The organism is Rufibacter ruber, assembly GCF_014138425.1.
In the GTDB taxonomy this organism is placed as follows: Bacteria; Bacteroidota; Bacteroidia; order Cytophagales; family Hymenobacteraceae; genus Nibribacter; species Nibribacter ruber_C.
In genome coordinates, this window is record NZ_JACJIQ010000014.1 from 94,037 (window position 1) to 111,342 (window position 17,306).

Annotated in this window: 8 protein-coding genes; all 8 read left to right on the forward strand. The window is 48.7% G+C overall.

What is annotated here, in order from left to right; translation table 11 throughout:
• Window positions 1-31 precede the first annotated feature (31 nt).
• On the forward strand, window positions 32-1,225 hold the full coding sequence (locus FHS90_RS15920) for a formylglycine-generating enzyme family protein (RefSeq protein WP_182513773.1): 1,194 nt from the start codon (window positions 32-34) through the stop codon (window positions 1,223-1,225).
• Between the two features lie 641 nt (window positions 1,226-1,866).
• Window positions 1,867-4,104 (forward strand): glycoside hydrolase family 2 protein, encoded by a 2,238-nt coding sequence (locus FHS90_RS15925; RefSeq protein ID WP_182513774.1) that lies wholly within the window; start codon window positions 1,867-1,869, stop codon window positions 4,102-4,104.
• A 228-nt stretch (window positions 4,105-4,332) separates the two neighbouring features.
• Window positions 4,333-5,787, forward strand: a complete 1,455-nt coding sequence (locus FHS90_RS15930) for a sulfatase (protein ID WP_182513775.1) — start codon at window positions 4,333-4,335, stop codon at window positions 5,785-5,787.
• A gap of 536 nt (window positions 5,788-6,323) precedes the next feature.
• Window positions 6,324-9,500, forward strand: coding sequence for a SusC/RagA family TonB-linked outer membrane protein (locus tag FHS90_RS15935; protein WP_182513776.1), 3,177 nt, complete (start codon window positions 6,324-6,326; stop codon window positions 9,498-9,500).
• Window positions 9,501-9,512: 12 nt separating this feature from the next.
• Window positions 9,513-11,357, forward strand: coding sequence for a RagB/SusD family nutrient uptake outer membrane protein (locus FHS90_RS15940; RefSeq protein ID WP_182513777.1), 1,845 nt, complete (start codon window positions 9,513-9,515; stop codon window positions 11,355-11,357).
• A gap of 22 nt (window positions 11,358-11,379) precedes the next feature.
• Complete coding sequence (locus FHS90_RS15945) at window positions 11,380-14,451, forward strand: SusC/RagA family TonB-linked outer membrane protein (protein WP_182513778.1); 3,072 nt, start codon at window positions 11,380-11,382, stop codon at window positions 14,449-14,451.
• Window positions 14,452-14,466: 15 nt separating this feature from the next.
• On the forward strand, window positions 14,467-16,221 hold the full coding sequence (locus tag FHS90_RS15950; RefSeq protein ID WP_182513779.1) for a RagB/SusD family nutrient uptake outer membrane protein: 1,755 nt from the start codon (window positions 14,467-14,469) through the stop codon (window positions 16,219-16,221).
• A gap of 22 nt (window positions 16,222-16,243) precedes the next feature.
• Window positions 16,244-17,191 (forward strand): DUF1735 domain-containing protein, encoded by a 948-nt coding sequence (locus tag FHS90_RS15955; protein ID WP_182513780.1) that lies wholly within the window; start codon window positions 16,244-16,246, stop codon window positions 17,189-17,191.
• The last annotated feature ends 115 nt before the right edge of the window (window positions 17,192-17,306 follow it).

The window sequence follows — 17,306 nt, forward strand, 5'->3', positions numbered from 1 at the left end:
CATTTCCAATAGAAAAAAGTAAATTTAGAATATGCAGTTGAGTAAAGTAGCGGCCTTTGGCCTGAGCGCGGTTCTACTAGTTGGGTTCACGCAGTGCCAGGAGGCGAAGAAAGAAGAGAATACCCAAGCCGCCGCTCCGGCAATAGCGGCAGACCCCGAAGAAGCCGTACAGACTGACACGGTAGAGGCGAAGATGGTCTATATTCCGGGCGGCAAGTTCAAGATGGGGTCAGATGACCCGGCGTTCGCCGATGCCCAGCCCGTGCATGAGGTGGAACTGGACGGTTTCTGGATGGACGAGCACGAAGTCACCAACGCCGAATTTGCGGCCTTTGTGAAAGCTACCGGCTACAAAACCATTGCTGAGCGCCAGCCCAACCCTGCAGATTTCCCCGGCGTGCCCGCCGAATATGTAGTGGCCGGTTCCGGCGTGTTTACGCCACCCGCCTCGGCAGTCGCCTTAGACAATCCTATGCAGTGGTGGAAGTACGTGGCCGGGGCCAGCTGGAAGAATCCGAAAGGGCCTAACAGCACCATCAACGGGCAGCCCAACAAACCCGCCGTGCACATTAGTTATGAAGACGCCGCCGCCTACGCCAAATGGGCCGGTAAACGCCTGCCCACCGAGGCCGAGTGGGAGTACGCCGCCCGCGCCGGAAAGGAAGGCACCACCTATTACTGGGGCAATGAGTTGAAACCAGACGGCAATTGGGTGGCCAACATCTACCAGGGAAACTTCCCGAACCAGAACGCCAAGGAAGACGGTTTTGCTTCGGCTGCGCCGGTGAAATCTTTCCCGCCCAACGCGTTTGGCTTGTATGACATGGACGGCAACGTCTGGGAATGGACCAGCGATTTTTACACGCCCAACTACTACGCCCAGAGCCCCAAGAAGAACCCCAAAGGCCCAGAAGCCAGCTATGACCCCGAGGAACCAGGAATTGTGAAGCGCGTGCAGCGCGGCGGCTCGTTCCTGTGCAGCGACCAATACTGCATTCGCTACAAAGCGGGCAGCCGCGGCAAAGGCGAAGTCACCAGCGCCTCAGACAATCTGGGTTTCCGGTGCGTGAAAGACGGTCCGGGACCCGGGGAACAGGCAAACACTCAAACCGGTAAAAGCGGAAATGGCAACGGGGCCTTGACTTCGGGCAAGAAGGCTGCGTTCTGTGTAAACCCTAAAATGACCAAAGCCCAAATGATGGCCAGCGCTGTAGGGCAGAAGTAAGCGTATTTCTTTAGATAAATTTTCAAACCCGTTTTTGGCCTGTTTTTCAGAAATCAGCCCGAAAACGGGTTTTCATTTGTTCGTTTTACCCATAAACGCTAGGCACTGCCTTGCCTCTTGCGCTGGCTATTAGATATACCGGGGCAAAGAAATTGAAGTGTTTGAACCCACTCCAACCCCACCAAGGAGGGGGATATCAGCAATGCGTGGGTGACAAGGCAGTGCCTGGTCTCTATGAATCATGTCCCGTTTTCTGCCGCAAGTTTAGCGCTAGCGTAACTTGTGGCTTCTATTCCGCAAGTTTCCAACTTGCCTTCCAAGCCATAGGCTATTCTCAATAGCCGTCTGTTTCTGGCCTGTTTTCGCCAAAACAGCTCAAAAACGTAACCCCAAATTCCTTCCGAAAAAGCTTGAAAGTTCCCCTAATACGCTTAGAAAAAGGCTACTGATTACGTGGCCTACAATATTGCCAGCATTAACGACAAATGTGCTACAGCCAGAAAAAGCCAACTAGTATCATTGTTTACCAAAAATCTCTGTCATAGCGGGTTTACAAAGGTAGGCTGAGAGAGGGGTGGCATAATGTAATGTGATAGGCCGTGGCGTGTTGATCACCGGCGCTGGCAGTTATATAATATTGTATGAAGAGATTCAATAGCTTGTTTTTCCTGGTGCTGGCGCTTCTGCTGGAGGCAAACGCTCAAACCTGGCAACCAGTAGGCGATAAAATCAAAACCCGCTGGGCCAAAAACGTAAGCCCCACCAACGCCTGGCAAGAATATCCGCGCCCCCAGCTGGTGCGCCAGGACTGGAAGAACCTGAACGGCCTCTGGGAATACGCCATCGTGCAAAAAGGTTCGGCGCAGCCGAAGCAATTCCAGGGGCAGATTTTAGTGCCCTACGCGGTGGAGTCCAGCCTGTCGGGCGTAGGCAAGCCGCTGCAGCCCGAGCAGGAACTGTGGTACAGAACCAGCTTCGCGCTACCCAAGACCTGGAACGACAAAAACGCCATTCTGCACTTTGGCGCTGTTGACTGGCAAGCCACCGTGTACTTGAACGGCAAGAAAGTGGGCGAGCACAAAGGCGGTTCTGACCCGTTCTGGTTTGATGTGACCAAATACCTGCGCAAAGGCAACCAGGAGCTGGTGGTGCAAGTCTGGGACCCGACCGATTCTGACATTCAGCCGCGGGGCAAGCAAATTCTCAAGCCGCATGGGTTCTGGTACACTGCCGTATCGGGCATCTGGCAAACCGTTTGGCTGGAGCCGGTGAACCCGGCGGCAATCCGGACCTTGGTGCCCGAACCCAACATCGACCAAAAGCAAATCACCTTCAAATCCAGCCTGTACAAACCCAAGGGAAAGGAGCAGATGCGGTTGAAAATCAGCCACAAAGGCAAAGTGGTTGCTGAGCAGGAAATTCCTTATAAACCTGAGTTTTCGATTAACATTCAAGACCCGCAGCTGTGGTCACCAGAGTACCCAAATTTGTACCAGTTTCAGATGGAGATTGTGCGGGGCGGCCAGGTGCTGGACAAGGTAGACTCATATTTCGCCATGCGGAAAATTGCGTTGGGCAAAGACCAGAACGGCTACACTAAACTTTTCCTGAACAACCAACCGTACTTCCATTGGGGTGTGCTGGACCAGGGCTGGTGGCCAGACGGGTTGCTCACGCCGCCCACTGACGCGGCCCTGAAATATGACATGGAAGTGGTGAAGGCCATGGGCTACAACACCATTAGAAAGCACATCAAAGTGGAGCCCGCGCGGTTTTACTTTCACGCCGATACCATGGGGTTGCTGGTGTGGCAAGACATGCCGTCGGGTTTCCTGCGGTTGAACCACCCCGAGCAGCACGTGAAACATGACGCCGAGAAAGACTGGGTGCGCCCCGCAGCATCTGCGGTGCAGTTTGAGCAGGAGTGGAAGTCTATCATGGACAACCTCAAATTTTTCCCGTCAATTGTGGTGTGGGTGCCCTTCAATGAGGGCTGGGGACAGTATGACACCGAGCGCGTAGTGAACTGGACCATGAAATATGACCCCACCCGCCTGGTAGACGGCGTGAGCGGCTGGACCGACCGCAACGTAGGACACATGTATGACGCGCACCAATATCCGGGTCCGTCCATAGAACCCGCCACGCAGAACCAGGGACGTGCCATTGTGCTGGGTGAGTTCGGCGGGTTGGGCTATCCGGTGCAAGACCACTTGTGGGACACGGGCAAACGCAACTGGGGCTACCGTACGTATCTTACCAACAATGAGCTGATTGACGAGTACACCAGGCTGTTGCACAACACCTATCCGTTGGTGGCGAGAGGGTTGGCGGCGGCCATTTATACCCAGACCTCAGACGTGGAGGGCGAAGTGAACGGCCTGTTGACCTATGACCGCGAAATCATTAAAATACCCGTGGCCACCGCCCGCATTCTGCACGAACCGCTATTCTACAAAAACGTGAAAAAGCGCGAGTACCTGGTGCGCGATTCTGAAGTGGAACCCGGTCACATCATGGCCTCTTACACCCACCCCGGCGCCGAGTGGAATCTGCACAATCCGTTTGCCGTAGCTTTCAAAAAGGTAAACGGTCCGGTGAAAGTAGACAAAGGCCAGAACCTGTGGGCGGTGAACAGCTTCATGAATAACGCCACACCAGATAATATGGCCTTGAAACTCTTCGCCCGGGGCGATGTGAAAGTGTACCTGAACGGCCACCTTATTGTGAACCGTTACACGCTCACCAAACGCCATTATGACGAAATCAACATCAGCGAGTTTACCAAATACCTGAAGCCCGGCAAGAACGTGATTGGCTTTGAACTGACCAATACGGTAGAAGATTCTGAGTTTGATTTCGGGCTGTACCAATACTAAATTCCCAGAGCTGTTTTTGGCCTGTTTTCCTGAAAACAAGCCAAAAACGCAAGCATTTGAGTGGAAAGCAGTAAGGGGAAGATCCTTTGGAGAAGGGGGGGCAGATTCATTCGCCTAGACATGGTTTATGTTTTCGGCCCGTTTTGGCCAAAACAGGCCGAAAACAGAAAAGGGAGCCGAGCCATCTGCTTCAGTTAGAAAAGTTAGCTAATTGCTTTTATGGACCTTATGACCAACCTAAAGAACCAGACTCTATGGGCTTTTGCCAGTTTGGCGATGGTGGCGCTGGCTTCAGCGTGCTCTACTTCTTCCAATTCCTCAACCGGCAGTAAAGGTGGGCAGAACCGCCAACCCAACGTGATTTTCATTCTGGCCGATGACTTGGGTTATTCTGAGTTGGGTGCCTACGGAAATACATTTAATGAGACGCCTAACCTGGACAAACTGGCCGCCGAAGGGGTGAGGTTTACCAATGCGTACGCCTCGGCGCCCGTGTGCAGCCCGTACCGAGCGGCCTTGATGGTGGGGCAATACCCGGCCCGCGTGGGCATCACCGATTATCTTCGGCCAGACGCGGCCGGGCATCTGGACACGGCGTATGTCACGCTGGCCGAGATGTTCCAGAAAAACGGCTACCGCACCGGTATTGTGGGCAAATGGCATTTGTCGGGCTACAAGAACCACAAGGCGCCAGAGGAGACGTTGCCCGACCAGCACGGTTTTCAGGAAGTGATTGTGAGCGAAAACCGGGGTATTGCCAACGGCACCTATTTCTGGCCGTACCACTTCAACCGCGAAATTGAGAAGAAACTACCCGGCGAAAAAGAATACCTCACTGACCGGCAGAACGTAGAGGCGGTAGAATTCATTGAGCGCAACAAAGACAAACCGTTCTTTCTGTATTTGAGCCATTACGCGGTACACACCCAACTGCACGGCAAGCCGGAACTGGTAGATAAATTCCGCCGGAAGCCCGGGGCCGGCACCAGCGCCCCGTTCAAAGACAACCCAGAGAACGACCCCTACAAGAAATATCCGGCAGATTACTGGGCCTCCAAAAACAATCCGCATTTGGCGGCGCAGCTGTGGTCTGTTGACGAAGGCGTGGGCATGATCATGGAGAAACTTAAGAGCCTGGGCCTGGACCAGAACACCATTGTCGTTTTCACCTCAGACAACGGCGGCGAGTCTAACGTGACCTCTAACGCGCCGCTGCGCATGGGCAAGAGCACCCTGTATGAAGGCGGCGTGCGCGAACCTTTGATTGTCTGGAACCCCAGCCGCTTCGCCAAAGGCGCGGTGGTGGAGCAGCCCATGGTGAACTTTGATTTTTACCCCACTTTTGAGGAAGCCGTGGGTGCCAAACACCAAGGCCAGAAGCTGGACGGAATTTCTCTTTTGCCCGTGTTGAAATCGCCAAACGCCAAGTTGCCGGCGCGAAGCTTTTATTGGCACTATCCGTTGGCCGAACCCCACTTTCTGGGTGGCCGCTCGGCGGGGAGCATCAGAAAAGGCGACTGGAAACTGATTGAATTCTTTGACAAGCAGGAAGTGCAGCTCTACAACCTGAAGGAAGATGTACGTGAGCAGAATAACCTGGCCGCCCGGCACCCAGACAAAGTGAACGAACTGAAACAGGAACTCGCCCACTGGCGGAAATCTGTAGGCGCCAAGATGAATTAATATAAAGTTTTCAGATTCTGTTTTGGGGCTGTTTTTTAGAAAACAGGTCAAAAACAGAAGAGGGGCATTTACCGGTGTTCTGAAAGGCTTGGCCATTCTTGTTACAGGTATGGACAGTGATTACTATGAACCTGCTCCCAATGCTATAGGCAAAAGCCATTATGCTCACTTCTTTGTAGAATAGTAAAATTCCTTGGCATGTAAAGGAATGGTTTCGCCTGTGTTATGATTAGGTAAAGAATACCTCTGTTTCCCCTTTCTTAAAGTAGCTGAAAAGATTAGTGTTTGTCTCGGGAGAAAATAGAAAGTTGATAAAGAATATCTGCTATTAAGTTTCCTGCTTGTGAAAATGGTATTGTGCTGGCGCATTACTGTAAGCTGAGCAAAAAAGTTGTCCCAGCTAGGTGCTGGAGCAGGAATAGGAGGTTTTTGTGACAAAAAGCTCCTCTATTTGAGACAAAACAGGGGTTAGAAACCTATAGTTTTGAATTCTCTCTTACTTCACATGACCTATTTCATACCCTAATAAAAGTACTATGAATGAATGTTTACCTAAAAGAAAACTTGTCCTTCTTGTGCTTGTGTTTAGTTGGCTGTGCCTCCTCAGCCCGCAACTCATTTGTGCGCAGAGCGCTGGTAAGGTCATAAGCGGGCGTGTGACCGATGAGAAGAAGGAGCCGCTGCCCGGAGTTAGTATTAGTATCAAAGGCACTACCTTGGGCACCCTCACAGACATTGATGGTAAATTCACCTTGTCTGTGCCGGAAAACGGCGGCACGTTGGTGTTTTCTTATTTAGGTTTTGAGCCGAGAGAAATACCAGTGGGTGATCAAACCACACTTTTGGTAAATCTTCAGCCGCAGGCGAGCGAACTGACTGAGGTGGTGGTAGTGGGCTATGGAGAGCAGAAGAAAGCCAGTGTGGTGGGTTCTATTAGCCAGACCAGAGGGGAAGATTTGCTTAAAACAGGTTCGGTGACCACTATTTCTGAGGCGTTGCAGGGGCAAATGCCAGGGGTAATGGTCATGAATAGCAATGGGAAGCCTGGCTCAGATGCGGCTGAAATTCTGATTAGAGGGAAATCTTCCTGGGTAAGTAGCCGTCCTTTAACCTTGGTTGATGGGGTTGAGCGGGACATTAATGACGTAGATGTGAATGAGATAGAAAATGTTTCTGTCTTAAAAGACGCCTCTGCCACTGCGGTCTATGGAGTGCGTGGTGCCAACGGGGTGATTTTGGTGACAACCAAACGTGGCAAGACCGGAAAACCAAAGATTAGCTTTTCCACCAATTTTGGCATAAAGGAGCCAACTGCCAAAGTCAAGTATGCTGACTACCTCACCACCATGGAGATGTACAACGAGGCGGTGATAAATGACAAGAGCTGGGAACTGGTGATCCCTGAGTCTGAAAGAGAGGCTTGGCGGCAGAATATAAGCAACGCCGGGCCCTATAACCAATATTTCCCCCAAATCAATTGGTGGGATGAATTAGTGAAAGATTACGGGTACCAGCAGCAATACAATTTGAACGTTAGTGGGGGAACCGAATTTGTCAGGTATTTCACCTCATTGGGATACCTGAATGACGGTGACATTTACCGAACCCAAAAAAGAGAAGATTATGACCCTTCTTTCAGGTATGAACGCTACAACTGGCGGTCTAACCTTGATTTTACTTTAACAAAGAGTACGCAATTCTCAGTGGGATTGTCAGGTAAGTTCGGCTACAGGAACCAGCCGGGATACCGCATTGATGGCGGGGGGGAGAATGGGTTTGGGCAGGAGGAGTTTATGGAGAAAATCTATTCCTCGCCTAATAATCTTTTCCCCTTGAAATATGCAGATGGAGAATGGGGTGACTCTAAAGCTGGTGGCCACAACATGCTGGTGCAGTTGAATGAGGGAGGCCAGCGCATGTACAAATACTATGAAGGGTTCTATGACGCCAGCCTGAGCCAGGACTTAGATGTGATAACCAAAGGCCTTTCTGTCAAGGGCAAGATTGCCTATACTTCTGCTTCTAACTACCAGTCAGATATCCTGAGGGGCTTCGGGAAAGATTTTGATATTATCAGGTACTACCGCCAATATGATTACTCAAAACCGGTTGAAGGCGCTAATGGCAATGTTTCATACCCGGTGGTTGCCCAAAACAGATGGCCAGATGATCTTACCCAAACAGATGTACTTATTGCTTCATATGACAACATTTACGGGTATAGGCAGAAACTATACTATGAGTTCTCTTTCAACTACGCAAGGAAGTTTGGACAGCATGATGTGACCGGATTGATTCTGATGAACCGCCAGTTTGATATCTCTAATGGCATAAGTTCAGCAGTTCAATTTCCAAAATACAGAGAAGACTGGGTGGGGCGGGTGACCTACGGGTTTAAGAACCGGTATTTACTGGAGGCAAACGGTGCCTACACTGGCTCAGAGCAGTTTGCCAAAGGTAAGCGTTTTGGCTTTTTCCCTTCTCTATCAGTTGGCTGGGTTTTGTCTGAGGAAAAGATTATTCATGAATTTGCCAGTGACGTGCTCAATTTCCTAAAGGTACGCTACTCCTTTGGCCAGGTAGGGAGTGATATATTAACCGGGGATAGGTTCACGTACATTCAAATCTATGATACCAGAGGGAATCTTCCGCTTGGTTACCAGAACAGAACCGTTTACGGACCTATTTACACAGAAGGTAGGGCTGCCAACCCAAATGCTACCTGGGAAACAGGTACCAAGCAGAATCTGGGGATAGATATGGATCTATGGAACAGACTGAATGCGACAGTAGACATTTATAGTGAAAAAAGAACAGATATGCTGATGATTCGCAATACCGTTCCTTCCTGGTTTGGTGTTGCGGCTCCCAGCGCTAACATAGGGGAAACCAAGAGCCGCGGCTATGAACTTGCAATAGGGTGGAAGGATAAAATTGGGAGTGAATTCAGTTACCGGATAGGGGTTAACTTTTCCCATAACGAGAACAGAATTGTTTTCCGGGACGGGGCCAGAGACACACCAGAATATCAAAAGCAGGAAGGAAAACCAATTGGAGGCGATTTTCGGGTGCAGACGGCAGGATATTATACGTCACTAGATGATATCTATAATTATGGCGCTGTAAGTTTGGGTACTGTGCAGGGGAACCTTGTGCCCGGCGACTTTATGTATATAGATTTCAATGCAGATGGCCGCATTGACAACCTGGATAGAGTAGCCATGGAGAAAACCAACTATCCCTGGACTACCTACGGCATGAACCTGGGGTTCTCCTTCAAGAATTTTGATGTGAATGTTCTTTTCTATGGTGTGACTGATGTGGGAAAACAGATCCCCGGTCAATTACTGTGGGATTTCAATGGCAACTTTGTTTCAGGCCAGCCTAATATTGCTAATAGATGGACAGCTGCCAATGCTGTCAATGCACAAAAACCAGCGTTACATTTCAGTAATAAGAACCACAGCCAGACCAGTAGTTCTTACTCCTATGTCAGTGGAGATTACCTCCGGCTCAAAAATGCTGAAATCGCCTATCGTATTCCAACATCTTATCTGAAAAGAATAGGCATCAGTGGTTTACAAGTGTATGCCAACGGTACTAATCTGTTAACATTTACTGATTTAGATGAGCGCATAGATCCTGAAACCAGCAGTGCAGGGGTTTACCCTTTGGTTAGAAGATTCAATCTGGGTTTCAGGGTTTCATTTTAAGGAGAGCTGACTATGAAAAATATAAAATTCATCTACGCTATTGTGCTGCTTTTTTGCTTGGGTTGTGAAGACTATTTGGATAAATCTCCTGATTTGGGAATTTCTGAAGGAGATATCTTCTCTGACTATAATTCCATTAGAGGATATTTAGATAATTGTTATGTTGCTTTAAACAATATTCATGATTGGGACCACCAACCTAATCTGGAACGTCAGTCAATCAATGCCATGTCTGATGAGATGGGGGCCATTTTCAACTATGCCGCTATCAAGAACCAGATCAATACGGGTAACTGGCTCAACGGTGGCTTTGGGGAAATGAGTTGGACGGCTGGTACGGCTGGCACTTATAATGCTTCTGTCATTAACAATTCTTTTTACTGCATACGGGTGGCCAACAAAGTATTGGCGGGGGTAGAGCAGCTTCCTGGCTTATCTACTGAGCAGAAGAATGAGTTATTAGGGCAGGCGTATTTCATGAGGGCCTGGTATTATTTTGAACTGATCAAACGGGTGGGGGGCATGCCTAAGTTTGATAAAGCCTATTTGGTAGATGATGACATGGACTTTCCCCGGCTATCGTACCATGAGTCTAGTGAATGGCTAATTGCAGATCTTACCAAAGCCGCAGAATTACTGCCCCACACGTGGCCAGAAAGTGAGACAGGGCGTGCCACCAAAGCCTCTGCATTGGCTTTAAAGGCAATGGCAGCACTTTATGACGCCAGTCCGCTCATGCAAAACGGACTTTCCACCGTCCAAAAACTAGACTATAATCTTGAGCGGTGTAAAGTGGCGGCTAGATATGCCAATGACGTGTTAAAGTACCTGCCTGCTTCAGGAGCTAGGTACAGATTGATGAACGGAAGCGAATATGCAGAGATTTTTAGGTACACTTCTGTTTTTGTAAGTGATGAGTCCCTGTGGTATAACAACAACACCGGGCCTATGGGAAACCGGGCTCGTGGCCTGCGGGTGCTTTATTTGCCCCAGCGGTTTGCCGGAGGTACGGGTAATGATGCTGCGGCCTATAGCAACCCCACCCAGAATATAGTAGAAAAGTTTGAGGTTCTCAAAAATGGGGAGGCATATCCTATCTCAGACCCACGCTCTGACTATGATCCTCAGAAACCGTTTGAAAACCGTGACCCACGTCTCAAAAACAATATAGTTGTGCCCGGTGAGCCTTGGGGATTGAACGCCAATGGTGCTCAAATCTACCAGGAGCTTTATCCTGGCGGTACTGACTATAACAATGCTACCACCAATGGGAATACAGCTGGCCGGGAAGTGTCTGGCTACATGGCTAAAAAGTTTATCTGGCCAGAAGCTAACAACTTTCAGCAGGAGTGGAGCAAATACAATCTCAATACAGTCTACATACGGGTGTCTCAAGTGTATTTGGATTTCGCTGAGGCCATGAACGAGGCATATGGCCCTAACGCAGACCCAGAGGGATATGGTTTAACCGCGGTGGGTGCCATTAATATGATCAGAAACCGGGTAGGAATGCCCAATGTCTTGCAAGAATTCACAGCAAGCAAAGAAATCTTCAGGGAGCGCATCAGAAATGAGCGTGCTGTAGAACTAATGTTCGAAAACCACCGCTGGCATGATATCAGACGCTGGATGATTGCAGATGAACTGTTTGCTGACCCAACTCCAATCAAAGGGTTAGTGGCAACGCCACCTGCCAATCACAGAAATGTTGCCAACAAGAGCAACTTAAAGTTTTCCTATTCGGTGAAGCCACTGGCTTCAGAGCAGCGGGTATTTAAAATGCGACACTATTGGTATCCTATAGACTTAAAGCATGTGCAAATGCTACGGAACCTAACGCAAAACCCCGGCTGGTAACATCATCTGAAAACGTAGAGAAATGACGAGAGACACAATTTCGAAAGTAAAATTTTACGCGTTGCTGCTGATGTTTCTGCCTGTAGTTGCCTTTGGTCAACGAAAGCAGCCTAAGGCCAAAGCCATACGTCAGACAATCATCAGCTCAAGGGTGACAGATGAAAACGGCGCACCTCTCAGGAACGCCATGGTGAGCACACAGGAGGGCACTGTCACTACCTACAGCGGTGAAGATGGTAGCTTTGTTTTGAAAGCTTTACCCGGTAGCGTGGTCATGATCCAGGCAAATGGGTATGAAGACAAAGTTATTGAAGTGGCAGAAGGAGGGGTGTTAGACTCCTATGCACTTGAGAAAATGCCTCTTTTTTCTTCTTCCCGAGATGTCTTATATCTACCCCTAGGCATAACCACGAGCAAACGCAGTACAGTGAGTTCTATCAGCAGTATAGACGGTGCAGATTTAGAAACTTATCCAGATCTGTTACTGACCAATACCTTACAAGGGAGAGCGGCGGGGTTAACCGTACGCCATAATACTGGTGAGTTAGGGAACAACGCACCTGCTCTCATCATCAGAGGGCTCTCCAGGGGAGGTTCAGACGGTGCCATCACCATAGTAGACGGTGTGGAACGTCCTATGGAGGAGCTGGTGCCTGCTGAAATTGACCGTGTAGAAATTCTAAAAGATGCCACCGCGAAAGTACTCTATGGTTCAAGGGCGGCTAACGGAGTTATTCTGGTGACTACCAAGCGCGGCAAAGCTAATACACGAGTGACCAAAGTAAGCGCTGAATACGGTACGATGATGGCTACCCGAATGCCCAAGTTCTTAGGTGCCTATGACTATGCCACTTTGTACAATGAAGCGCGGGAGAACGATGGCTTAGCCCCTTTTTATTCAGAGACCGAGTTGAATGGCTACCGCAACAGTGCCGGTGCCAATGACCAACGTTACCCCAATGCAGATTTCTATGGATATTTCCTCAAAGATGCCATGCCCTACAGACGGGCGTCGCTTCAGTTTCTGGGAGGAGATAACCGTACACAATATGCATTGGTGGTAGGGTATACAGGGGCAAGTGGTCTGGAAAAAATTAACACCCCTACCAATGACCGTTTCAACCTGAGGGGCAACTTAGACTTGGAGGTAACCCCTTCACTGAGAGCCTTTGCCGGTCTTGCAGGCATTATTGGAATGACAAAGTCTGCAGATATCACTTCTGGTGCAGTCTTTTCCAGGTTGTCTTCCCATAAACCTAACGGGTATCCTTTCATCATTGACAATGAAGAGCTGAGAAATCTTAATGCAGGGGTAGGAGTTACGTCTATTCCGGCGTTAGGTGGGAGCCTGCAGCACCCAGACAACCTCTATGGCAGGTTAATGTACGGCGGTTCTCAGCATGGGCAGAACCTGGCAGGCCAGGGAACATTTGGGTTAGATTTGAAACTCGGCAACATCATACCAGGCCTGGCGGCCAAAAGTTACCTCACCTTTGACAACTACCAGTCATTCTCCAGAGGTCAGTCAGAAACCCCGGTTTCCTATGGGCAACGCTGGTTTCTGAATGATGCTGGGGAGGAACAGGTAACCTATTACAAACTGCAGAAACGTGTTATCCAGTCTGACCAGGTAAGGAAAGGGCACAGTATTTCCAGAACTTTGGGTTGGGTGGGAGATGTAAAGTATCATAACCAGGTGGGGGTGCATGAGTTGACTGGAGATGTTACCTATTTCTATTACCGCAATGAGTCTAGTGGGCAGTTGCAAGACGTGGAAAACTCCAATCTGGCACTAAGGTTAGCCTATGGGTTACAGAACAAGTACTATTTGGAAGGGACTGCCGCCTATATGGGCAGCAACCGGTTAGCTTCTAAAAACCGTCATTTCTTATCCTGGGCTGCCGGGGCTGCCTGGGTACTCTCAGAAGAAGCCTTCTTACAAGGTAGTTCAGCCGTGAATTTTCTAAAGTTGAAAGCCAACATTGGTATTTTAGGATATGACCGCGCCACTGATTATTACCTGTTTCAAAATAGGTGGTACACCAACGGCACTATGCCATTTAATGAACGGAATCAAACAACTTTTCCCAGGACCAGCATTGAACTCATAGGTAACCCAGATCTGGACTGGGAGAAATCCCGGGAGTTTTCTGTAGGGGTAGAAGGGTTGGCGTTCCAGAACAGGCTGCAATTTGAATTTAATTTCTTTGATGAGTTGCGGTATGACATCATCATGCGGCAAGGGGCACAGTACACAGGGATACACGGGGGGCTGGTGCCTTTCACCAATTATGGTGAAACCTCAAACAGGGGCCTGGAAGGCTCTATTAGCTGGCAACAGTCTGTGGGCGAGGTACATGTAAAAATGGGTGGGAACTTCATATACTCCAAGAATAAAGTACTTAAAACAGATGAAGTGGCTTACCCCGAGGAATACATGCGACAGACCGGACGTGGTTCAGACGCCCTCTTCGGGTATGTGGCCAACGGGTTGTTCCGGGACCAGGCGCAGGTAGAAAGCCATGCCTTTCAAACATTTGGGGCCTATGGTATTGGTGATATCAAGTATGCAGACCTGAATAGTGATGGGCTAGTTGATAGCCGTGACCGCAAGCAAATTGGAAATTCGTTCCCCAAAACTACTCTGGGCATGGAGGTGACCCTCCAATACAAAGGTTTTGGGCTATATCTACTGGGCACCTCAGAGTTGGGGGTAGACAAGATGTTGAATAACAGTTATTACTGGAATTTTGGCGAAGGAAAGTATTCAACTACCGCCTTTGATAGATGGCACCCACAGAATAACCCAGGCGGAACCGCTCCCCGGCTTACTACAACAAACGGGGCCAATAATCATATAGGTTCCAGCTTCTGGTTAGATGATGCCTCTTTCTGGCGCCTCAAAAATGTAGAGCTTAGTTATACCCTTAACACGGCCACTTCTTTTGCCAAGGGGTATCGGTTTTTTGTGAGAGGCACCAACTTGCTGGTTCTGTCTAGCATCAGGGATCTAGACCCTGAAGTGCTGAACGGAGGTGTAGCCAACTATCCGGTGATGCGGGGCCTCACTGGAGGTGTTTCCCTTTCCTTTTAATTAAAGTACTTGAGGATGAAAAAATATACATTTTACTCCCTGCTTTTTCTGTGCATGAGTATTGCCGCCTGTGAAGATATTCTGGAGCCCAAAGTAGACAATACCTATGGTGATGAAGATACCTGGAGGTTGCCAGAAAAAGCGGAAGGTGTTTTATTAAACGCCTACGCTAACATAGACCGGCAGTTTGATAGCTATGGCAATAACTTTCTGGATGTAGCCACAGATAATGCCGTGACTAATAATTATGGCTCTGCTTTTTATACAATTGGGGGAGGTGCCATTTCCTCGCCTTCCAATCCGCTGGCTATATGGGGAGATGCCTACACCCAGTTCAGGAACATCCACATGTTTATGGAAAAGGGTCTAGGGGAAAATATCATCTATAACTTAACCAGTGCCACCACCAACCAGCAACATAAAAACAGACTGAAGGGAGAGGCGTTTTTCTTGAGAGCCTGGTGGGGCTTCAAACTGTTGCAGCACTACGGCGGAAAAACAAACAATGGGCAGGCATTAGGATACCCCATCATCACCAGAATTCTCACAGATCAGGAAGCTACCAACCCTGGTCTGTTTAAAAGAAACACCTATCAGGAATGTTTAGATCAGATTAGCCGAGACTGTGACAGTGCAGCATATTACTTACCCACTACCTATGCGGGAGAGGACCAGATTGTAGGGTCTGCACAGATAGGGAGGGCTACAAAACTGGCGGCCTTGGCTCTTAAGTCCAGAGCATACACCTATGGGGCAAGCCCCGCGTACCAACCCAATGACGTTACCCAGATTACAGGAATGGGGAGTTTCACAGTGGTGAATAATGCCACCTATCTGGCAAATTGGGAAAAAGCGGCAAAGGTTAGCTATGAGGCCATAACACAGCTAGGGAACTTTTCAAACCTGATTGCAAAGAATTATAATGCAGCAGCAACTCCCAGTGAGTTTTTATTTAGGTTTTATCATAACAACAGGGCTCTTGAAACCCGGAATTATCCGCCCAGCTATCTTGGAAGCGGTTTTACCGGGCCCTCACAAAATTTGGTAGACGCCTTCCCCATGAAAAATGGCCGCCCTATTGGAACCCCATTGTCTATGTATGATCCTAACTCCCCATATGCTGGCCGAGACCCAAGGTTAGATTCAACCATTTTACGCCATGGCGGTTCATTGGGTGGAGTTCCCTTAGACATGGTTTTAGGTGGTAAAGATGCTCAGGGTGCATTTCCCCAAGCCACTCGTACCGGCTATTATCTCAGAAAATGGCTTTCTGATATCCCTAATATGTTAGATCCAGAAAGCCCTCAAAATGATCATCATTATCATGTCCTTCTTAGAAAGACTGAAGTATATTTAAATTTTGCAGAGGCCGCTAATGAGGCCTGGGGGCCAACCGGTACTATTCCTGATGGCAACATATCCGCTTTAAGTGTGCTGAAGTCCATAAGAACAGCTGCCGGGCTAAATTCAGATGATTATTTAGGTGAAGTGGCCGGTCAGGGAAAAAGTGCGTTCAGGGCCTTGATTCAAAATGAGCGCAGAATTGTATTGGCCTTTGAAAACCATTGGTTCTTTGATATGCGGCGTTGGCTTTTACCGCTGAACAATCCGGTGATGGGCGTGAAAATTACCCGTGATACCAATGGGGCTTTACAGTATAACAAGTATGAGGTGGAAAAGAGAGGGTTTAATGATGTCAGATATTACTACCTCCCTTTACCTTATGATGAGGTAGTGAAAAACCAACTGGTAAATAACCTGGGTTGGTAGAAAGCCCTTAAGAAACAGAGACATGAAGAAGCTAAAACTATCCTTGCTATTAAGTATGCTGGCCTTAGCCCTTGCGGCCTGTGATGACTATGAAGAGTATATAAAAGATAATGAGTTCACGGCAGTTTACTTTGGCACCCAGAAACCCTTGAGAACCATTGTCGCCTATGATGAAATGAAGTTCAAGGTAGGCGTGACCCTGGCCGGAAGAAGGGACAACAAGCAAGACGAATGGGCTACATTTGAGGTTGACCCATCGCTTTTAACCAACACCAGTTTTAAACTTCTGCCTAAAGAATATTATACCCTGAGTGATGAGAACAGAATGGTGATACCCGCCGGAAAATTTATAGGCGATGTGACCGTGACCCTGAACAAAGCCGCCTTTACATCTGATCCCTTGGCGCATACAAACACCTATGCTTTGCCCCTGCGGTTAAAAGAGACTTCAGTAGACTCTATTCTGCTGGGAAAACTTGATCTGGACGGGGGCGTGCTTACGCCAGCCAAAGACTACACCGTGCTGGTGGTGAAGTACATCAGTCCGCTGCACGGGGTGTATTACCACAAGGGAACCCAAAGAAAGCTAGACAATGCCGGTAACGTAACTGAGGAAACTGTTTATAGCACCACTGATTTGAGCAAAAACCAGACATGGAACCTAACAACCCTAGCCTTAAATGAGGTGGAAACCTCTGGGGCTGGCACGTTTGTGACAACAACTGTTAACAATGTGAAGAACAGCTTTGGCCTTAAACTCATCAGAAACGCAGATAACACCGTCACCATTGAGAAAGCCGCCGGGAGCAAGGTGACCATCTTGCAAAGCAGCGGCACTTATGATGCCACCAAACGGGAGTTTAACCTGGAATACAGATTTACCGCCAACGGCAGTACCTACAGCGTCACAGACCAACTTATTCTCCGTCAGGCCCCAGAGCTGGACCTGCGGTTTGAAGAATGGCAATAGCTGAAAACTAAGTGTATAAAGAGGATTTGCGTTTTCGGGCTGTTTTTCTGAAAACAGCCCGAAAACGCAAAAAGAAGCCGTAACCCCAGTACCAACTGGAAGCGGCCAATGAAGG